The sequence below is a fragment of the Paenibacillus sp. FSL M8-0142 genome (assembly GCF_038597315.1).
Lineage (GTDB): Bacteria > Bacillota > Bacilli > Paenibacillales > Paenibacillaceae > Paenibacillus_AQ > Paenibacillus_AQ lactis.
The window spans coordinates 6,143,746-6,164,465 of sequence record NZ_CP152008.1 but is presented as its reverse complement, the minus strand read 5'-3'; the positions used below and the strand labels follow the sequence as shown (position 1 = coordinate 6,164,465).

Annotated in this window: 15 protein-coding genes; all 15 read left to right on the top strand. The window is 54.0% G+C overall.

What is annotated here, in order from left to right; all coding sequences use genetic code 11:
- Positions 1 to 5: 5 nt before the first annotated feature.
- The 15 genes from NSQ46_RS27930 (at position 6) to NSQ46_RS27860 (ending at position 20,559) form a co-directional block, all read left to right on the top strand.
- The gene (locus tag NSQ46_RS27930) at positions 6 to 728 is read left to right on the top strand and encodes a response regulator transcription factor (protein WP_251536098.1); all 723 of its coding nucleotides are present in this window, start codon (positions 6 to 8) and stop codon (positions 726 to 728) included.
- On the top strand, positions 725 to 2,110 hold the full coding sequence (locus tag NSQ46_RS27925) for a HAMP domain-containing sensor histidine kinase (protein WP_251536096.1): 1,386 nt from the start codon (positions 725 to 727) through the stop codon (positions 2,108 to 2,110). Before NSQ46_RS27930 ends, NSQ46_RS27925 begins: the two co-directional genes overlap by 4 nt.
- A gap of 221 nt (positions 2,111 to 2,331) precedes the next feature.
- Positions 2,332 to 2,922, top strand: coding sequence for a TetR/AcrR family transcriptional regulator (locus tag NSQ46_RS27920; RefSeq protein ID WP_342575541.1), 591 nt, complete (start codon positions 2,332 to 2,334; stop codon positions 2,920 to 2,922).
- Positions 2,923 to 3,064: 142 nt separating this feature from the next.
- Positions 3,065 to 3,532, top strand: coding sequence for an SRPBCC domain-containing protein (locus NSQ46_RS27915; RefSeq protein WP_342575539.1), 468 nt, complete (start codon positions 3,065 to 3,067; stop codon positions 3,530 to 3,532).
- A gap of 242 nt (positions 3,533 to 3,774) precedes the next feature.
- Complete coding sequence (locus NSQ46_RS27910; protein ID WP_342575538.1) at positions 3,775 to 5,196, top strand: aspartate ammonia-lyase; 1,422 nt, start codon at positions 3,775 to 3,777, stop codon at positions 5,194 to 5,196.
- 309 nt (positions 5,197 to 5,505) lie between these two features.
- On the top strand, positions 5,506 to 7,143 hold the full coding sequence (locus NSQ46_RS27905; RefSeq protein WP_342575537.1) for an ATP-binding protein: 1,638 nt from the start codon (positions 5,506 to 5,508) through the stop codon (positions 7,141 to 7,143).
- Between the two features lie 109 nt (positions 7,144 to 7,252).
- Complete coding sequence (locus NSQ46_RS27900) at positions 7,253 to 8,881, top strand: Na/Pi cotransporter family protein (protein ID WP_342575535.1); 1,629 nt, start codon at positions 7,253 to 7,255, stop codon at positions 8,879 to 8,881.
- Between the two features lie 273 nt (positions 8,882 to 9,154).
- A complete protein-coding gene (locus tag NSQ46_RS27895; protein WP_342575533.1) occupies positions 9,155 to 10,486 on the top strand; it encodes a hypothetical protein in 1,332 nt (443 codons plus the stop codon).
- A 286-nt stretch (positions 10,487 to 10,772) separates the two neighbouring features.
- Entirely contained in the window at positions 10,773 to 11,864 is a 1,092-nt protein-coding gene (locus NSQ46_RS27890; protein WP_342575531.1) for a DUF4349 domain-containing protein, read from the top strand.
- 229 nt (positions 11,865 to 12,093) lie between these two features.
- Positions 12,094 to 13,110 carry an NAD(P)-dependent oxidoreductase gene (locus NSQ46_RS27885; RefSeq protein ID WP_028406198.1) on the top strand — a complete coding sequence of 339 codons (1,017 nt, stop codon included), beginning with the start codon at positions 12,094 to 12,096 and terminating at the stop codon, positions 13,108 to 13,110.
- Positions 13,111 to 14,193 (top strand): dihydrodipicolinate synthase family protein, encoded by a 1,083-nt coding sequence (locus NSQ46_RS27880; RefSeq protein ID WP_028406197.1) that lies wholly within the window; start codon positions 13,111 to 13,113, stop codon positions 14,191 to 14,193. It abuts the gene before it with no gap.
- A 39-nt stretch (positions 14,194 to 14,232) separates the two neighbouring features.
- Positions 14,233 to 14,916 (top strand): L-serine ammonia-lyase, iron-sulfur-dependent subunit beta, encoded by a 684-nt coding sequence (sdaAB, locus tag NSQ46_RS27875; protein WP_007130600.1) that lies wholly within the window; start codon positions 14,233 to 14,235, stop codon positions 14,914 to 14,916.
- On the top strand, positions 14,913 to 15,833 hold the full coding sequence (sdaAA, locus tag NSQ46_RS27870; RefSeq protein WP_028406196.1) for an L-serine ammonia-lyase, iron-sulfur-dependent, subunit alpha: 921 nt from the start codon (positions 14,913 to 14,915) through the stop codon (positions 15,831 to 15,833). Before sdaAB ends, sdaAA begins: the two co-directional genes overlap by 4 nt.
- Positions 15,834 to 15,839: 6 nt before the next feature.
- Positions 15,840 to 16,775 carry a Gfo/Idh/MocA family oxidoreductase gene (locus NSQ46_RS27865; RefSeq protein WP_251536090.1) on the top strand — a complete coding sequence of 312 codons (936 nt, stop codon included), beginning with the start codon at positions 15,840 to 15,842 and terminating at the stop codon, positions 16,773 to 16,775.
- Between the two features lie 292 nt (positions 16,776 to 17,067).
- Positions 17,068 to 20,559: an endo-1,4-beta-xylanase gene (locus NSQ46_RS27860; protein WP_028406195.1), complete on the top strand. Its 3,492-nt coding sequence runs from the start codon at positions 17,068 to 17,070 to the stop codon at positions 20,557 to 20,559.
- Positions 20,560 to 20,720: the final 161 nt, after the last annotated feature.

The following is a 20,720-nucleotide window of genomic DNA, read 5'->3' as shown; positions in this document are numbered from 1 at the left end:
ATGAAATGAATGCAAATGTGCTGATTGCGGTCGTTGACGATGACCAACATATCCGTAACTTAGTGGAGGCCTACTTGCGTAAGGAAAACTACAGGACGGTCGGTCTTGGAACTGCTGAGGAGGCTTGGGAGCTGTGGCGGACGAATCCGCCGGATATGTGGGTGCTCGACATTATGCTTCCTGGCATGGACGGCTTCGAGCTGTGCCGGCGAATTCGTACCGAAGCTGAAGTGCCGATCATCATGATTTCCGCCAAGGACAGCGAAGTGGACAAAATCCTGGGGCTCGAGCTCGGCAGCGACGATTACATGGTGAAGCCGTTCAGCCCCCGCGAACTGGTAGCCCGCATCAAGCGGCAGCTGAGCCGGTGGTATAAATTCCATCATGCAGGCGGAGCTTCGCAGCTTGCGCCGTCCGCATCTGCCGCCATTACGAACGGCCGTCTCCGGCTGCTGCCGGATGAGCGGCGCGTATTTTGGGACGGAGCTGAAGTAGATATGACCAACAAAGAGTTCGAGATGCTCCGGGTGTTCGCCGAGCACCCGAATCGCGCATTTACGCGGGACGAGCTGCTGACCTCCGTATGGGGGGATGATTATTTCGGCAGCGACCGTGCGGTCGATCATCTGATCAAACGTCTGCGGAAGAAAGTGGAGCAGCTGCCGATCGAGGCGATTTGGGGGCACGGATACCGAATGCGGACCGAAGGAGGGGAGATATTGCCATGAAGCTGGTGCATCAGATCAATCTGGCGTTTGCGATATCGCTGATCGCCGTCCTGTCGGTGACGGCGGTGATCATTCATTATGTACTTCTGGATCATTTCATCGGAACGCAGCGGAAGGACATGCAGTCTATAGGAGCCCAAATAACGGAGACATTGGTCAGCGCGGCCAAGAGGCAGATTCCGATTGAAGAGGCCCCTTTGGCAATGGCGAGCGGGATTTCCTCTTATCCGATCGTCGGCATGTCTGCCGTCATTACGGACACCCAGGGAAATGTGGTCAGCTCCACGCCGCTTCCTGCGGCAGTCCCGGCTGAAGCTGTCCGGGTCGATGGTGACGAGTACCAATCTGTCGGGATAACCAAAGGCCTAACGGTCCGGCAGATACTCAAAGATGACCTCTTCCTTACGGAGGTCACCTCGGTGCCTCAAGGCACGCTTACGCTGATCACGCCGATCAGCAAGATCAAGGCGATCGAGCAGGCGCTGCTGGGACGGCTGCTGCTCGTCTTCGGCGCCGGGGCGGTCATGATGCTGACCCTAAGTCTGTTTATAACGAAAAAGCTGATCAAGCCGCTCATGCTGCTTCGGGAAGAGCTGAAGAAGGTGAAGGAGCGTCAGTTCTCGGAGGTCCGGCGAGTGGGCGCTCCGGGGGAAATCGGCATTGTGGCGGAAGCCGTCCATGAAATGGCGAACGAGCTGGAGCGGTATAACCATGTGCAGAAGCAATTTTTTCAGAATGCCTCCCATGAGCTGAAGTCGCCGCTCATGTCGATCTCCGGATATGCGGAAGGCATCCGGGATGGCGTGTTCGAAGGGGAGGATATCCGCAAGGGGTTGGACATCATCATGAGCGAAAGCAGCCGAATGAAAAATATCGTAACTGAAATGACCCTGCTGGCGAAGCTGGACAGTGAGGAGGATATTTTTCAGGCGGCTCCCGTCCACCTGAAAGAGCTGGTGGAAGAAGCCGTCGAGAGGATCAATCCGGTCCTCGTCAAGAAGGGGCTGTCCGTGCATCTTTCCTATGCAGAGAACGAAACATTAATCGTATATGCGGACCGCGATAAGCTGCTGCAGGCTCTTCTGAACATCGTCACTAATGGCGCAAGGCACGCCAGTAAGCATATTTACATCCAGGCAGGCATTGAGAAGGGACGGGTGGTGCTGTCCGTCTCCGATGACGGGGAGGGAATCGCCGAGGAGCTCCTTCCATATCTCTTCCACCGGTTCGTAAAGGGGAAGAACGGGGAATCCGGTCTCGGCTTGGCCATCGCACGGGCGATTGTCGAGCGCTGCGGGGGGCTGATCATGGCTGCTAACCGCACGGAGGGGGGCGCAGTTATCACGCTCGGATTCCCTCCGTATCGTGCTGCAGGAGCCTGAGCTGAAGCCGCTTAGGGACCAGGTTGCTGATACGAACGGCCCTTGGGAGGTAACGGATAGCCGCTAAAGCATGCATTTTGATCTGAGCGGAGATTGAGGGCGCGTGGAGTAAGCGGATCCGCACGCCCGATTACCATCTATTGACAATCGGAGTGCAATGGGCTAAAATGCATACACGATGATAGTGAACACTAACAATTGAAATGGAGAGGATGCTTGGGGTGAAGCGTAGTAGTGAATCGATGAGTAACAAAGACAGACTGCTGCTTACGGCAATCGATCTGATGGCCTTGAAGGGATACAAGGGAGTATCGACGAAGGAAATCGCATCAGCCGCGGAGGTTAGCGAAATGACGCTGTTCCGCAACTTCGGAAGCAAGCAGAATCTGCTGGAGACAGCAATCGAGCGCTTTTATTACGCCGGGGAAATGAAGCGTGTGTTTGACGAAGAGCTGGTCTCGGATTTGGAGAGCGACCTGCTGCTCATCAGCCGGCGATACCAGGACAGCATGAACCGCAACCGGAAGATGATCCGCATCGTGCTGCAGGAGCCTGAGCTAAAGCCGCTTAGGGACCAGGCACAACGACACCCGAGGCTGCTCAAGGAGCTGCTGACGGAATATTTCGATCAGATGCAGCGCGAGGGGAGGGCAGCGCGAACCGACTCGGAAGCGGCGGCGTTGTCGTTCATGTGGATGAATTACGGGGCATTCATGAGCAGCTTGTTCGAAGCGGATCCGATTACCGACGGGAGTATGCCGGAGCTTCTAGAGAACGGGATCTCGCTGTTCGCAAAGGCCATGAGGCCGTGAGAGCCAGCCTCGTGCCCCGAAATTTACGCCAACGGTACAGGAAAAAGCTCGTAAAAACGATGTTTTTTTACAAGTAATAGATAGTTAGCACTAACTAAAACTAAAGATAAAAGGCAAGAATGAAAAAAGGAGGGATTTGCTTATGAAAGAGTCTCTTAATACACGCTCCGGGCAGAAGCCGGTCGGCTTGACCGCAGCTGCCGGATTTCAGGTCGGGGTCCGCAGAACGTTACCGGCAACGCAGGAGGAGGCATGGCGCTTGCTGACTTCACCCCATGGATTGTCGCTGTGGCTGGGTGAGGTCGAGTCGCTGGAGCTTGTCCGGGGAACGGCTTTTGCGACTAGAGAGGGAAACCATGGGGAATTGCGCGTCGTCAAGCCGCTGCACCAGCTTCGGATGTCATGGCAGCGGGCCGGCTGGAGCGCCCCCTCGACCCTGCAGATTCGCCTTCTGCCAACCAAGCAGGGAGGCACGACGATCAGCTTCCATCAGGAGAAACTGAAGGATCTGTACGCGAGGGAGCAAATGAAGGCGCATTGGGAGCAAGTACTGCACCGATTAATGGAAGCATTCGATGGATTCGGCCGGGAAGAGAATGCCCGTGAGTAGCTTCTGCTGGGCCAATCTCGATGGATCGCCCTTCCTTCTCCCTTAAAGACTGTCTTCAGACAGGTGATTGCTGGCGCATCCGCACAAAATGATCATTCTTCCCTGACATCGGACGTAAACTATAGAGGAGGGAGTTAGAGGATTTTCCCGTTTCAAGCAGAATTCTATATATATCCGGGCATGATGGATGATAGCAGGTTCCCTGCATTTTACAAAAAAAGAAAAGGCGATGGTGATTGTCCATGGGTATGCAATTTCGGGTTGAAAAAGATTTTCTGGGGGAAAAACAGCTTCCGGCTGAAGCTTATTACGGCATTAATACCGTCAGAGCGGTTGAGAACTTTCCGATAAGCGGCGTGCCGATCCACGCAGAGCTGATCTCCGCGCTTGGGGAAGTGAAGAAGGCGGCAGCACTGGCCAATATGGAGCTTGGGTTTCTGCCGAAAAAGATCGGCCAAGCCATTGTGGAAGCAGCAGATGAAATTATCGTAGGCAATCTCCGTTCGGAATTCATCGTGGATTCGATTCAAGGCGGAGCAGGCACCTCGATTAATATGAATATGAATGAGGTTTTGGCGAATCGTGCGCTGGAGCTTCTAGGGAAGCAGAAGGCGGAATACTTTTACTGCAATCCTAACAATCATGTCAATATGTCGCAGTCCACGAATGACGCCATTCCGACCGCGATCCGCATTGCCTCTTACCGCCTGGCGCAGGAGCTGCTCGCGGTATTCCGGACGCTGGTGGATGGTATTCGGGCGAAGGCCCGGGAGTTCGATGATGTGATCAAGATGGGACGCACGCATCTGCAGGATGCCGTTCCGATTCGGATGGGGCAGGAGTTCGGGGCGTACGCCAACGTGCTCAGCCGGGATATCGCCCGGATTGATCGGGCTGCGCAAGGGCTGCTCGTCGTGAACATGGGGGCGACAGCTGTTGGAACAGGACTGAATGCAACGCCGGCTTATATGGACAGCGTGGTTAAGCATTTGGTTGAACAGACGGGATTCACCTTGAAACAGGCCGAGGACCTCGTCGATGCTACCCAGAATACCGATGCTTATATGGAGCTCTCGGCTGCCTTGAAGGTATGCGCCGTGAATATTTCGAAAATGTGCAACGACATCCGCTTAATGGCCTCAGGGCCGAAAGCCGGGTTGAATGAGCTGAATGTGCCGGCAAGACAGCCGGGCTCTTCCATTATGCCGGGTAAGGTTAATCCGGTGATGGCCGAAGTAATGAACCAGATCGCCTTCCAGGTGATCGGAAACGACCATACGATCAGTCTGGCTTGCGAAGCGGGACAGTTCGAGCTTAATGTCATGGTTCCGGTAGCGGCGAACAATTTGATGCATTCCCTTAAAATTTTGAGAAACGGAATGGACGTGTTCTATAAGAACCTGGTGGTTGACCTGCAGGCCAATAAGGAACGCTGCAAGCACTTCGTTGATACCAGCTACGGCATCATTACCGCATTGAATCCGCATTTGGGTTACGATGTGGCGTCCCGCTTGGTGAAGGAAGCACAGAAGACGGGCCAGAGCATCCGGGAGATCATTCTGGAGCAGGGTCTGTTGACGGAGGAGCAGGTCGAGGTTATTTTGGATCCGTATCACATGACCTCCCCGGGAATCGCAGGCGAGGAATTTCTGCTGAACCAGTAGGCTCCAAGAAGGCAGAATGCTTCGGTTCCAGGTAAATGGCAACACGGCAGATCCAGGCTTACCGTAAACGAATTACGGCTTGAATAGTATGGCGGTGCAGGTTAATCCTGCGCCGCTTTTTTTCATGAACTTATATCTTAGTTCCTTATCCGACATCCGGCTCATGGCGATCGAACCCAAACGGCCAAAAAAAGCCAAGGGCGGAGACAAGCTGTTATGGTATGATAATGTTAGATATATGAGGCAGAGGGCAGGCCGCAGGGTCTGTGTCGAGCCCTCTGATTGTATTAAAGAGCAATTCTTAAATAGATGAAACGTAATATAAAGGGGTACACGCTTGTGGAGAATCAATACGGTGAAATCACAGATCGGGAGATTATACAGGATGCTAAACAGCAGTGCAAAGATAAAGGGATGAATCCGGCGTTTCTTCCATCTCATCCTGATCGATTGGATCCCGAGGCATTAGCCGCAAGGCGTGAAAAATATAAGGAATATATCGAAGTTACGCAGATGTTCGTTCGGAAATTTCTCTCCTCCGGCTCAGGCAATCCGGTCATCATTACGCTTACGGATGATGACGGGTACGTGCTTGATCTTGCAGGGGATCCTGCCATTATCGAAACGGTGAGAGAACTGGGAATCGGAGAAGGGCTCGGGTATAACGAGCATAACGGCCCGAGCTCGGTTCATCTGTGCCTCCGGCACAAGCGCCCGTTCCGGTTAGTCGGAGAAGATCACTATCATCACATTCTCCAGCGGATGGCCTGTTATTCCGCTCCTTTCCGGGGCGAAGATGGCTCAAGGATTCTAGGCACGCTCTCCCTCATGACCGATATTGAGCACGAGCATCCTCACCTGCTTGCGTTGCTCTGCACAATGGCGGATTCGCTCGAGCGCGAAATGTTTACCCGGAAGCAGAACACCCAGCTTCAGACTCTGAATCAGGTGCTCATGGATACAAAGTACCACGGCGTCATCATTACCGACGACAGCGGGCGGATTCTGAAGATGAACGACTGCAGCTTAAGGCTGCTCTGTCCGGATGATGGTGACCGTTCGAACTATGTGAGCCGGCCGATATTTGAGATTCCTCCGATCAGCCGGTATTATGAGCAGGTCATTCACAAGGGGGAATCCTGCATCGGCGCCGAGCTGACCATGGAGCTTGGCGGGGATATTCATCACTATATGCTGGACGTGCAGCCGGTCTACGACCGGGAGGGCAACCTCATCCGCGTGATCGGCACCCTGCGAGACATTACGGAGATGAAGCGAACGGAGGAAGTGCTTCGCAATACGGAGAAGCTGGTCTTTGCCGGACAGGTGGCCGTGAGCATTGCCCATGAAGTCCGCAATCCGCTAACAACGGTCAAAGGGCTGCTGCAGCTGGCACATCGGGACAATAACCTGCGCCATTATGATTTGATGATGTCCGAGCTGGAACGGGCCAACCTCATCGTGGGGGAATTTATGATATTGGGCAAGCCCCAGGCGACGGTGTTCAAGCTTGAGGATTGCGGCGGAATTTTGGAGGAAGTGCTCCAGCTGTTCGAAATTCAGACCGATTTGAATGACATTGAAATAACCCGCACCCTTGAGCAGAGCGCCACCATCCGCTGCGACCGGAATCAGATCAAGCAGGTGTTCCTGAATATTTTGAAAAATGCAATGGAGGCACTGCCTTACGGCGGCCATATTCATGTTTGTTTGGATGTATGGGAAGGGTATCAGCGGATTACCTTTACCGATAACGGCACCGGCATGACGGAGGATGTGCTTTCCCGGATCGTGGAGCCGTTTCATACAACGAAGCCCGAAGGGAATGGCCTCGGGATGATGATCGTTCACCGGATTCTTGAAACCCACGACGGGACGATGACCATTCGAAGCGAAGCTGGGAAAGGAACATTGGTCGAAATCGGACTGCCGATTCAGGATATGTAAACTATTAGATAGATGTATAATCATGCGATTCTATGTTAAATTATCAGGGGGATTCAGGGCTTTGCTAATCCCTTCAGCTTGATTATACAGTCTAAAGGGGGACTTATTCTTGGATTGGCAGGAGATCCTGTTCAAATTTGTAGGGGGGCTTGGAATATTTCTGTTCGGCATTAAATACATGTCGGACGGGCTTCAGAAATCCGCAGGTGACAAAATGCGAGGGCTGCTGGCGAAATATACGTCCAACCCGGTGCTCGGGGTATTGGTTGGCATCGGTGTTACGATTCTGATTCAATCCTCATCCGGAACAACGGTGATGGCCATCGGGCTCGTGAATGCCGGGCTAATGACGCTAAGGCAAGCGATCGGGGTTGTGATGGGGGCGAATATCGGCACAACCATGACCGCATTTATTGTCGGTATCAAAATCGAGGAGTATGCCCTGCCTATTATTGCAGTCGGAGCGATCTTTTTATTTTTCTTTAATAAGAAAAAGTTTCAATACATGGGTCAGATCGTATTCGGTTTCGGCGCGCTGTTTCTGGGATTGTCCACCATGAGCGGGGGGCTGAAGCCGCTTAGGGAGCTCCCGGTCTTCATAGATTTCATGGTTCAAATGAAGGACCAGCCGTTCTTGGCGCTCCTGGTTGGCGTCGTATTTACGGTTATCGTGCAAAGCTCCAGCGCGACCATCGGAATTCTGCAGACGATCGCCGATGAAGGGATGATCGGCTTGCAGGGAGCGTTGCCGATTCTGTTCGGCGATAATATCGGGACGACCATTACGGCTGTGCTGGCCTCGATCGGCGCTTCAGTTGCCGCGAAACGAACCGCATTGGTACACGTCATATTTAACGTCGTAGGATCCATCATTTTCATGATCTTCTTGGCGCCCGTTCGCGATCTCGTCCTTTGGCTTGGCGAGGGTGTCAACATCCGGATGCAGATTGCTTATGCGCACGGCATCTTCAATACGACCAACACGCTGATCTTCTTGCCGCTGATTCCGGTGCTTGCCTGGATCGTAACCAGAGTCGTTCCAGGAAAAATGCAGGAAATCGAGTTCAGGCCGATGTATCTGGATGAGCGCCTGCTGGCGACGCCTGCCGTTGCCCTCGGACAAGCCCAGCATGAAATTGTACGGATGGGGCGGTATGCCCGCGAGACGCTGGAGGATGCGGCCGTCTTTTTCTTCACCAAAGACAGCAAGTCGGCTTCGCTTGCGCTGCAGAAGGAGCAGCTCATTAATGAGCTGAATCGGAAGATTACCGATTACATGGTAAGAATTCATCAGTCGAATGGCTTGCCGGCACAGGAGTCGGAGAAGGCTAGCGGTTGGCTGCAGACCGTGAATGATATTGAGCGAATCGGCGACCATGCGGAGAATATCGTAGAGCTGTCGGAATTCAGCATCAATAACAAGGTCGAGTTTTCCGAGCTTGCAGGACGCGAGTTGAAGGAGATGCTTGCAGTTGCCGATAAGGCCGTCGAGCGCGCAATTTCCGCCCTTGAGCATAACGACGCCGAGGCTGCGCAGCAGGTGCTTGATTATGAGCGCGAATTGGATGAGATGGAAGCACGTTTCCGCAAGAGTCATATCCAGCGCTTGAATCAGAATTTATGTACCGGCAGCTCAGGTGCGGTGTATTTGGATATCCTGAGCAATCTGGAACGCATCGGGGATCACAGCAAGAACATTGCCCAGTTTGTGCTGCATGAGGAGGATTATACGGACTAACGAGCAAACGCTGACCGCTTCATCTTTCGGTCTGAATCGACCGGGATGGGGGTCAGCGTTTTTATGATCATTTGCTTGAAGTCGCGTAGTACTGAGTGCTCCTTTTTGTATTCCATGTGCAATGCTTCATTCGATCCCATCATGCTGGGAGATGGATTCACTTTGGCTTCTTCACTTGCCAAATTTTCGATAGCAGGTATGATTTAGGTAACCATGCCGGCTTGATTAACTCGAATCGCCGGTGCAAACCGAAAACAACGGGAGTGAAGGATCGTGAGTGAGAGCAGCCGGCTGCAGGTTCAGCAAATTCGCATCGGAGTCATTGGGACGCAGACCATTGTCGATAAAATCATGAAGATCATGGACACCTTCCCGTCCTTCGACCCGGTGCCACTGGTATTTCAGGAAGAAGATGAAGCGCCTGCCTTGGCTCAACGAATCAGTGATGGGGTGGAGGTATTGTTCCTCTCCGATCCGTTGTCGCAGCGGAAGGTAAAGGAGAGCGGGCGCTTGGCAATCCCCGTTCATTATGTGCCGGTCACCGATGCCGGCTTGTATAAAGCGTTGTTTTCAGCCAGCCAGAAGGGGGAGCTTGCGGGCGGAATATCCGTGGATACGCTGACGGAAACGATGGTTGTGCGCACGCTGAAGGATTTACGCATCCCTTCGGTACGGGCCGTCGTATACGATGGGCCGGCATATGCCCCTAAGCAGCACATAACCGCCTTCCACCAAGCCCAGTACGAATCGGGTGCATGCTCCATTGCGCTTACCGGCGTCGAATCGGTCGCCAGGGAGCTGGCGGCCCTTGGTATTCCGCATGAATGGCTGCTTCCCTCGGATCAGGATATCGTGGTGTCGCTGGAGCGGGCATTGTTATCTACGGCATCCCGCCGAAGCCGGGAAGGGCAAATCGTTGTCGGCATGATCAATGTCGATGATTTCGGAGCCCAGGCGCTTCGCCGCAGCAATGAGCACGAGGTGCAGAAGCTGAAGCTCGATATCCACCGGATGGTGCTGGATTATGTGGAATCGCTCGACGGGTATTTGACCCATCTGGGCGGGGATGAATATTTGTTTTTTACGACACGGGGGATCTTTGAGCGGGAGAGCGGCGGGTATAAGACGATTCCGCTGGCCAAGGACGTGAATAAGACCCACGGGATCTCGCTGAGCATCGGGATGGGCTTTGGCAGATCGGCCAGCATGGCGGGGACGAATGCCCGCATCGCGATGCGGAAGGCGAAGGAGGTCGGCGGCAACGCCTGCTTCATCGTCCGGGAGGACGGAACGCTGATCGGTCCGCTGGAGATGGCCGATCCGGTGCAGGAGGTGCTCTCCGTGACGGATCCGGCCTTGATCAAGCGGGCGGAGGATGCGGGGATGACAAGCGCGTATTTGAGCAAGCTGCTGAACCAGCGGGCCCGCTCCGGCAAGTATGAGTACAAGGTCCATGAGCTTGCGCATCTGCTGGATATTACGGTGCGGAGCGCGCATCGGCTGCTGCAGCTGTGGACCGACCACGGCCTGGTCGAGATCTCGGGGATCGAGAAGGTGCCCCGGGGAAGACCGAGGCAGATATTCAGGTTTACGTTTTTGGAATAGCTCTGTGGAATTGCTCTGAGAACAGGCGCCTCTTCCGTTATGCGACGGAGGAGGCGCTTTTGGCGATGGGCTACATCATCAAAAGTGAATTGGAGCAGGTGGGGCTAAGATGGTGTTCTAAGCCGAATCGCCGAGCGCAATATGCGGAGTTAAGGGGATAACCGCGGCATATTGCGAGCCGTAAGACTCCGCTTGGATAATTTCTTTTAGCACGCCCGCAACCTTCCATATGATGGAACCGTTAGTAGATAAAATGGAAAATATCCATCTACAGGGGGGCTAAAGGATGAGAAAGCGGAGTTCATGGATTGCTGCGTTGATGCTTATCGTGTTGCTGGTCAGCGGCTGCTCATCGGGTTCTCAAGGCAAAAGCGAAAGCGCCGGAGGAGCCCCGGAAGCCGAATCGCAATCAGCCTCGGCGGATCGGGCTTCAAACACAGACGGAGGTGCGTCGGCGAAAAACGTAACGTCGGTGAAAAGCGGTCACAATGCCGAGGAACCGGCATCGGCGGATCCCGAGCTTCCGAATATGCCATCGTCTGCTCAGACTTCCGGCGCGGGCATTAATTCGCAGGATCTGTCAAACGGGCTTAACAAAAAGCTGATGTACAAAGCGAATATCGTGATGGAGATTCAGGATTATGGCAAAGCGCAGTCGGAAGTCCGCAACATCGTGACGCTTTCAGGCGGCTATATCGTGAATTTCAGCGAAACCCAGTCCAGCAGCGAAAGAGGCGGCACGTTTATTGTGAAGGTTCCTGCAAACGGCTTCTCCTCCTTCTTAAACCGTTTGGAGAACATTGCGCATGAAAACCTGCAGCGAAGCATCGAGGGGCAGGACGCGACCGAGGAATATGTCGATCTGGAATCCAGGCTCAAGGCCAAGCAAATCATGGAGGAGCAGTACGTAGCCTTCATGAAGAAGGCGACCAAAACGACCGACCTTGTTGCTTTTGCCAACGAGCTGGAGCGCATTCAATCAGAAATCGAGCAGATGAAGGGCCGGATGCGGTACATTGACCAAAACGTGTCTTATTCCACCGTAGAAATCAGGCTTTACGAGACGCCGCAAAAAAAGGATGATCCCAAATCCTCCGCCGCCCAGGCGCCGCTCGGCCAGCGGGTCTCCGAAGCCTTTCAGGGCAGCATCGACGTGATCACCATCATCGTCCAATGGATGATCGTCATCCTTTCCGGCTCGCTTCCCGTCTTGGTCATCGCGGCCCTCGTTCTGCTCATCCTTTGGCTGGTTCGAAAATCGGGGCAGCGGAAACGGGAAGAGGCTGCACAAAAGCGAAAGCTGCTCAATAACGGGCCGACGTTTGAGGAAGGGCATCCGGAAGGCCCACAGGACGAGGAAAACGAAAGGAAAGACTAATAACGGCAAGAGTTAAACTTAAGAATACGATGCAGGCAGTCGCCTTTGGTTTCAGATTTCTACTGTGCCAGGTTCTATACCGTCAAGAAATCTGAAACCTACAGCGATTGCAGAAACATTTTGCGTGCTTGCCCTAACATCCATTCATTTAAAGACGATTTAAAGATTTGTCTTTATATAATGTCCCCCGTATGATGAAAGGGAATCAATACGAGGAGGAGATGGAATGATGTTGACCGTTGAAGAACTAGAAGCGAAGCTGGCTGAGCCTTCGGAACAGCTGGTCGCCGATCTGGCGTCATTGGATGGAGATATTGTGGTACTGGGCGTCGGTGGGAAGATGGGTCCGAGCCTTGCGAGACTGGCGGCGAACGCTGTTCGCGAAGGAGGCGGGGGCAAACGGATCATTGGCGTGTCCCGGTTCTCGAACCAGGAGGCTAGACGCGAACTGGAGGAAGCGGGCGTCCACACGATCTCGTGCGACCTGCTGAACGATGGGGAGCTGCAGCAGCTGCCGGAGGCCCCGAACGTCATTTATATGGCCGGGAATAAGTTCGGCACGACCGGCCGCGAGTATTTCACCTGGGCAATGAATTCGTATTTGCCTGGGCGGGTGGCTGAGAAGTTCAAGCAATCGAGGATCGTGGTGTTCTCGTCGGGGAATGTGTACCCCTTCTCCCCGGTAGGGAGCGGCGGTGTGGACGAATCGGTTGCGCCGGAGCCGATCGGCGAGTACGCGCAGTCCTGCCTGGGCCGGGAGCGGGTCTTTGAATATTTCTCCCATCAGAATGGAACGCCGATGGCCATATACCGTCTCAACTACGCGATCGATATGCGGTACGGCGTACTGCATGAGCTGGCCAAGGCCATCCATGAGGACCGCCCGATTCACCTGGCGATGGGGCACGCGAATATTATATGGCAGGGGGATGCCAACGCGATGGCGCTCCGATCTCTCTTGCATTGCAGCACTCCGCCCGAAATCATTAACATTACCGGACCGGAGACGATGTCGATCCGCTGGGCGGCACAGGAACTGGCCAAACGGATGGGGAAAGAGGCGCAGTTTATCGGCACGGAATCCGAAACGGCGCTGCTGAATAACGCGTCGAAGTCGCACCAGCTGTTCGGCTATCCGAAGGTATCCCTGCTGCAGATGATCGACTGGACCGCAGCATGGGTACAGGCTGGCGGCGAAAGCTGGAACAAGCCGACACACTTCCAAGAGAGAAAGGGGAAATTCTAAATGAGCGGACTGACAACCACCACCTTGCAATTGGCGCCCGAAAAATTAGCGGCCCTCCATCAAGGGCTCGTCATTCCGGCTCACCCCCTCGCCTTGGACGAGAACCGTAAGCTGGACGAACGTCGTCAGCGGGCCTTATCCCGTTACTATGCGGCATCCGGTGCCGGCGGCATTGCGGTCGGCGTGCATTCGACCCAGTTCGAAATTCGCGAGCCCGGCATTGATCTGTACGAGCCGGTGCTGCGGCTTGCGGCCGAAGAAATCGGCAAGGCCAAGCTTGAGCGTCCGTTCATCCTGGTCGCGGGCGTCTGCGGACCGACTCCGCAAGCGCTCAAGGAGACGGAGACCGCCAGAAGGCTCGGTTATGATGCGGTGCTGCTCAGCATGGGCGGTCTTGACGGCTGGAGCGAGACAGACATCCTGAAGCGGACCGAGGCGATCGCCGCTAAAATGCCGGTTATCGGCTTCTACCTTCAGCCATCGGTCGGCGGAAAGATCTTCTCCTTCGATTTCTGGCGGGCTTTTGCCGAAATTCCGAACGTCGTGGCCATCAAGATGGCGCCGTTTAACCGGTACCAGACGATCGATGTCGTTCGTGCCGTCTGCTACTCCAGCCGCCGGGACGAGATCGCGCTGTATACCGGCAATGACGATAATATCGTGAACGATCTGCTGACCACGTACCGTTTTCAGGTCGACGGGGTTGCTGTAGAGAAGGGGATCGTCGGCGGACTGCTCGGCCACTGGGCTGTTTGGACGCAGAAAGCGGTCGAGCTGCTGGAGGAAATCAAGGAGGCGAGAAAAGCCGGAAGCCTCTCCAAGGAATGGCTGACGCGCAATGTCGAGATTACGGATTGCAATGCGGCTTTCTTTGACCCCGCGCATGGGTTCGCCGGATGCATCCCGGGAATTCACGAGGTTCTCCGGCGCCAAGGGCTGCTGAAGGGCACCTGGTGCCTGAATCCGCATGAGACGCTGTCACCGGGACAGGCCGAGGAAATTGATCGGGTCTATCGTGATTATCCGCATCTGAATGACGACGACTTTATTCGCGAGCACTTGGAAGAATGGCTTTCGGACTGATACAATGAGGGCAGAATAGTCGAAAGTGGGGAATCGCGCATGCGGTTTAAAGATGTGTTTTCAATTATCGGGCCGAGTATGGTGGGGCCGTCGAGCTCCCACACCGCCGGGGCCGTCCGGATCGGAAGGGCTGCGCGGCGCATATTCGGCGCGTTCCCCGACCAGGCGGAAATTGTATTTTACGGCTCCTTTGCCGATACCTACCGCGGTCACGGCACGGACCTGGCCGTCGTCGGCGGACTGCTGGATTTTGCCACGGACGATATGCGCATCCGAAGCTCGATTGAGCTGGCCGAGGCGGCAGGCATGAAGCTGACCTTCAAGACGGCGCAGAATGTCGCTTTCCATCCGAATACGGTGGAGCTGAGACTAATCAGCGGAGAGCGCGAAGATCGCATTGTAGGCGCTTCCATAGGCGGAGGGAGCGTTGAGATGCTGCGGGTGAACGGCTTTGACGTCAAGTTCACGACCAACTATCCGGTGCTGCTGGTCTTTCATGACGATACGCCGGGCATGGTGGCGCATATCACCCGCCTGCTCGAGGGCGGAGGCGTTAATATCGCCTATATGGATGTGGATCGCAAGGGACGAGGCGGTGATGCTCTGACCGTCGTCGAATCGGACGAGGCGGTTCCGCAGGAGCTGATGAAGCATATCGAGGGCCTGCCGGGCGTGCATCGCGTCGTGTTCGCGGATTTGACGACAGAGGAGGCGGCGTCATGAAATTTTCCACATTGAAGGACATCATTGCCTACTGCGAGAAGGATCAAGTGACGATCGGGCAGCTGATGCTGCAGGAGCAGATCAAGGAAACCGGCAAAAGCCGGGAAGAGACATTCAAGCAAATGGCCGATTATTACGGCATTATGAAAGAGGCGGTTCACCGGGGCATTCATGAGCCGGTTCCGTCGAAGAGCGGCTTGACCGGGGGCGATGCCGTCCGGGTTCATGAATATTTGTCAACGGGCGTGCCGGCGCTCGGCACGGATGCGTGCACAGCGCTCGCTTATGCGCTGTCCGTATCGGAAGTGAACGCGTCCATGGGGCGGATCGTGGCTACGCCAACCGCCGGCTCATGCGGCATCATCCCCGGCGTGTTCGTCAGCGCGCAGCAGCGATTTGGCTGGGATGACGATCATCTGGTCATGGGGCTGTTCAGTGCAGGCGCCATCGGATATGTCATAGCGAACAATTCATTCATTTCGGGCGCCGAGGGCGGATGTCAGGCCGAAGTAGGCTCTGCGATCGGCATGGCCGCCGGCGCATTGACGGAGCTTCGTGGCGGCACGCCGGAGCAGGCGGTCCATGCGGTAGGGCTTGCACTGAAGAACTCGCTGGGTCTCATCTGCGACCCTGTCGGCGGTCTGGTGGAGATTCCGTGCATCGTCCGCAACGGCTTCGGCGCGGTTACGGCGCTGGCGGCGTCGGATATGGCGCTGGCCGGCGTTCGAAGCGTCATCCCGTCGGATGAAGTGATCGATGTCATGCTGGAGGTCGGCACGGCTATGCCAGCCAAGCACCGGGAGACCGCAAAGGGCGGGCTTGCACAGACGCCGACCGGCAAGAAAATTTTAAAGGACCTCTACGGGAAGGAAGGCAAGAAGCTGCGCGAGAAGGGTGCAAAAGGGAAGGGGGAGTAACCGGATATGACGCAGTTGAATATCGGCATTATCGGACTGGATACGTCCCACGCGGTTGCGTTTACCCGGCTGCTGAACGATCCCGGGCACCCGTACCATATTCCGGGCGGCCGGGTTACGGCTGCGTTCCCCGGAGGATCGCCGGACTTTCCGCTTAGCGCCGGCCGGGTGGACGGCTTCACGAAGGAGATCAAGGAGCAATTCGGCGTCGCGATTCTGAATACGCCGGAAGAGGTGGCTGCCGCTTGTGACGCCGTCCTTCTGCTGTCGGCAGATGGGCGGGTACACCTCCGGCAGTTCCGCTCGATCGCTTCTTACGGCAAGCCGGTATTCATCGACAAGCCGCTGGCGCTGCGCACGGATGAGGCGAAGGAAATCTTCGCCGCGGCATCCGGCGCCGGCGTGCCGCTGATGAGCTCCTCCTCGCTCCGCTATGCGGATGCGCTCGCCAAGGAGCTTGCCGGAGAAGGCCGCGGCAGCATTCTGGGCGCAGACGTATCAGGGCCGATGGATGTGCAGCCGACCCAGTCCCACTATTTCTGGTACGGCATTCATGCCGTCGAGATGCTGTATGCCGTGATGGGGAGGGGCGCCAAGGAGGTCACCGCGGTCTCTACGGAGACCGAAGAGCTGATCACCGGCGTCTGGGAGGATGGCCGCATCGGAACGGTGCGCGGGAGCCGGAGGGGCACCGGCCGGTTCACGGCGTTAATCCATCGAAGTGAAGGCAGCCGATTTATCGATGCCGGGGCATCGGATAAGCCGTGGTATGCCAGCCTGTTGGAGCAGGTGATGATCATGTTTACCGAGCGGCGAACCGTTCTTCCGGCAGAGGAGACGCTTGAAGTCATCGCGTTTCTCGAAGCGGCAGAGAAGAGCAGGGACACCGGACGCATGGTGAGCCTCAGCAGCTGTTTGAACGAGGATCGCAGATGTCGATAAAGTTCGAAATACGGTTGGAGCAGGAAGAAAGTAAACATGTCATATAAGAGGTTGGCCCAAAAGTCATGTATGATGACTTTTGGGTCAACCTTTTTGTGATTATAAGGATAAATTTCTTAGAGGAGAGATTCACCACTTTATTTTGTTATTTAAGCAATGCTTTTGTTATATGGGTTTCGTCATGCGGGGGATATAATCTAGTTGTCCTGCCCTGTGAAAACGCTTCACATTCGCCAAGGCTCCATAAGTATGCAGCGAGAGGACATATAACCAATCTAGAAGGGGGATCCACATGCAGAAGGGTAAAAAAGATATTGCAGCTTGGCTAGTGATCATTTTGCTGGCCGCAATGCTAACACCGCAGGGTCTGGCTGATGCGCGTAGCGCTGAGGTCACAGACTCTTACTTTGACGACGACTCCATATCGAGCTGGAAAAACCAGAACAGTCTGACCATGACGGTAATTGATTCCGTTTATAACGGGGAGCCCGTACCTTCATTTGAAGGACTCGCGACAGATTTCGAGGACGGTACGCTGCAGGGGTGGGAAAAACGGATTGGTGACGAGTCGCTAACGGTTACCGGCGATGTTTATCGCAGCGGCAGCTTCAGTATGCTTGTAGACGGCCGCGAGCGGACTTATTACGGTCCGATGCTGAATATTAAAGATCGTCTGCTTCCGGAAAAGGATTATCAATTTACAATGTATGTTCGTTTGAAGGAGCAGCCGCAGGAGGATAAAACGATCCAAATGACGGTTTATAATTCTTCGAGCACCGAACCATATATTGTGCCGGACAAGATCACGATCCATAAAGAGAATTGGCAGGAGTGGCACCGTCTGCAGGGGAATTATCGATACAGTAACGCTCTCTCCGACCTGTATCTTTATATCGAAACGCCATACCTTATTACGGAGCCAGTGGATACTCTAGCGTTCTATGTGGATGATGTTGTCATTGAACCGGCTCCCCCGCTCACGATTCAACCGGATATTCCGTCTTTGAAAGACGTGTTCGCTGATGATTTCAAAATAGGTGCGGCTGTATACACCTGGCAGCTGGAAGGCTCATATGGAGAACTGCTCAAGAAGCATTTTAACAGCATTACGCCAACCTATGAAATGAAGCCGAAGTTCATCTCACCGGCTGAGGGACAGTATAACTTTGCAGCAACGGATAACTATGTGCAGTTTGCCGAAGCTAACGGGATGGACATACGGGGACATGCTCTGCTATGGCATATCGATGCTGCAGAGTGGATGTTTACAGGCCCTGACGGACAGCCGGCGAGCCGAGAGCTACTTCTAAAGCGTCTTGAAGAATATATTACGGTTGTAATGCATCGCTATAAAGGCAAGATCGACGCCTGGGACGTGGCGAATGAAGTGATAGCCGACAACGGCGGGGATGGCAATGGTCTGAGGATTACGCCCTGGTATACACAGATCGGACCCGACTATATTGAAAAGGCATATGAATTCGCAAGGCGGGCAGATCCGGATGCCAAGCTTTATTATAACGATTACTATACCGAGGTTCCTGCCAAGAGAGAGCACATCTATCGGCTGTTAAAGAGCCTGAAGGAGAAGGGCCTCATCGATGGAGTCGGTTTGCAGTCTCACCATCTGTTATATTCTCCTACAATCGAAGAAGTTGAAAAGACAATTAAGCAGTATTCTGAGCTCGGTCTGGACATTCAGATCACGGAGCTGGACGTAGATTCGGGAGTCAGTGCAGAGCTGCCGCTGCCCGCAGATATTGCGGCTCAGCAAGGCTATCGTTATATGGAGCTGATGGAGGTATACAAAAAATATAAGGATTCCATCTCCTCCGTGACCATCTGGGGCCTTCAGGATGAGAAGGGCTATAACCGCCATGCCATGCTGTTTGACAAAAACCTTCAAGCCAAGGATGCTTATTGGGGTCTTGCAGATCCGTCCCGCCTGCCTGTGATTAGTCAGGCGTCCATAGCTCTTTTTGGATCGCCGAAGCAAGAGAGTACCGAAGATCCTCTATGGAACAAGGCTGTAAAACGCATTATGGCGGAGCAGGGGAGCTTGGGTGCTTCGTATCAAACGTTGTGGGACAGCACGAATTTCTATATTAAAGTCGATGTTCAAGATGACACAATAAATTCCGGGGATAAAGTGGAGTTGTATATAGACGAGAATAATGATAAGTCCGGAACATTTGAACCGGATGACCGTAAATTCGAAATTTCACGTTTAGATAAAGAGACTGAGGGCATACAGACGACGGTCAGGTCAGTCCCGGCCGGTTATACCGTGAAAGCGGCAATCCCGTGGTCAACGATTCAAGCTGAACCAGGCAGCCTTATTGGATTTGATATTCGAGTAACCGACGGCAGCGGTCCCGAACCTGTGCGGATTTACTGGAATGACCGAACTCTTGGACAAGATACGGACACCAGCAGGTATGGTATAATCCGTTTGGCTTCTATGCCAAAATCTGCGGGAGCTGTTCACGGATCGGCCGTCATAGACGGCGTGAAAGAAGCAGTATGGAATAAAGCGGAACCCGTCCGGGTCAATCTGACCACGGCACCAAGCAGCGCTTCTGCAGAAGCTTGGACGATGTGGAGCAATGACAGCTTGCTGATGTTTATTGAAGTAAAGGATTCGGTGCTTCAAGCGGATGCGCCCGAGCCTTGGTTTCAGGATTCCGTGGAGATCTTTCTGGATGAGAATCATCAAAGAACGGCGTACTATCAAGGGGATGACAGTCAATTCCGCATCAATATTCGTAATGAACCCTCCTTTGCAGGAGGAGCCTCGGCGGACAGGCTGGAAAGTGCGGTAGTGCAAACGGAAGACGGCTATCACATGGAACTGAAAATCCGACTGGACACGACATTGCCGAAAGCGGGCCAATCGATCGGGCTCGATCTTCAGGTCAATGATGATCAGGGCGGGGGAGTCCGTACTTCAGCCAAGTGGAACGATCCATCGAATGATACGTGGCAAAATACGTCTCAATTCGGCATCCTGACGTTTTTGGCCCCTCAGAGCACGCCAACACCGACACCAGGCCCAACACCGACACCAACACCGGTACCAGCACCGGTACCAATACCAACACCAGCTCCAGCACCGGCACCATGGCCGGCTCCAACTGAGGCCGGTATATTTAAATCGAATCTAGTTGCTAGTGCATCGGCTAAGATCGAGTCCTTAGTCAAGCGTGCGTTAGAAACAGGCGTTTCTTTCACGCCTGCGGATATTAAAAATCACTGGGCTGAAAAAACCATAGGCAAGTTCATGCGTCTGGGAGTCATCAAGGGATATGCAGACGGGACGGTAAGGCCGGATAGAGCAATTACCCGTGCCGAGTTTGTATTTATATTGTCCAGTCTCCTCGATGTGAATGGCACGAAGCTTGTCGATTTAAAGGATATCGACAAGCATTGGGCACGGGATGCCCTTGCTGATTTCGCTGCAGCCGGAATTATTCAAGGTTACAAGGATGGCAGCTTTAAGCCTAATAAATCGATTACCCGTGAGGAAATGGTGGTCATCTTATCCCGTATTTTGGATCTGGAAAACCTGCCGAAGGAATCTCAAAGCGTGGACTTCTTGGATCTGCAGGCGTCCTGGGCATCAGATATCATTAGACAGACTGCCCAGGCAGGAATCATCTCCGGGAAAGGGAATGGCAGGTTTGTTCCGAAAGCGGAGGCTTCCCGCTCAGAAGCACTCACGGTCATTTACAACAGCCTTAGTCTTGATCCGGAAATTCAAGCACTGCTGAAGCAGCTGAACTAAAGCCATGCCATTGTGGCGCCCTTGATAGGGAAGGACCTGTGATTCTTACAGGTCATTCATATCAGAGGCGCTTTTTCATATTTGTAGTAGGTTACAGGGTTTGCGCTGACAGCAACAATTTGTTATCGATGCTTTTAAATTACCGTATATCTGAATTCATG

Bases quoted from the DNA above. Each gene is read 5' to 3' on its own strand.
- sdaAA (WP_028406196.1), top strand. From the start codon at position 14,913: ATGAAATTTTCCACATTGAAGGACATCATTGCCTACTGCGAGAAGGAT.
- NSQ46_RS27880 (WP_028406197.1), top strand. From the start codon at position 13,111: ATGAGCGGACTGACAACCACCACCTTGCAATTGGCGCCCGAAAAATTA.
- NSQ46_RS27930 (WP_251536098.1), top strand. From the start codon at position 6: ATGAATGCAAATGTGCTGATTGCGGTCGTTGACGATGACCAACATATC.
- NSQ46_RS27905 (WP_342575537.1), top strand. From the start codon at position 5,506: ATGAAACGTAATATAAAGGGGTACACGCTTGTGGAGAATCAATACGGT.
- NSQ46_RS27865 (WP_251536090.1), top strand. From the start codon at position 15,840: ATGACGCAGTTGAATATCGGCATTATCGGACTGGATACGTCCCACGCG.
- sdaAB (WP_007130600.1), top strand. From the start codon at position 14,233: ATGCGGTTTAAAGATGTGTTTTCAATTATCGGGCCGAGTATGGTGGGG.
- NSQ46_RS27925 (WP_251536096.1), top strand. From the start codon at position 725: ATGAAGCTGGTGCATCAGATCAATCTGGCGTTTGCGATATCGCTGATC.
- NSQ46_RS27860 (WP_028406195.1), top strand. From the start codon at position 17,068: ATGCAGAAGGGTAAAAAAGATATTGCAGCTTGGCTAGTGATCATTTTG.
- NSQ46_RS27885 (WP_028406198.1), top strand. From the start codon at position 12,094: ATGTTGACCGTTGAAGAACTAGAAGCGAAGCTGGCTGAGCCTTCGGAA.
- NSQ46_RS27910 (WP_342575538.1), top strand. From the start codon at position 3,775: ATGGGTATGCAATTTCGGGTTGAAAAAGATTTTCTGGGGGAAAAACAG.
- NSQ46_RS27915 (WP_342575539.1), top strand. From the start codon at position 3,065: ATGAAAGAGTCTCTTAATACACGCTCCGGGCAGAAGCCGGTCGGCTTG.
- NSQ46_RS27890 (WP_342575531.1), top strand. From the start codon at position 10,773: ATGAGAAAGCGGAGTTCATGGATTGCTGCGTTGATGCTTATCGTGTTG.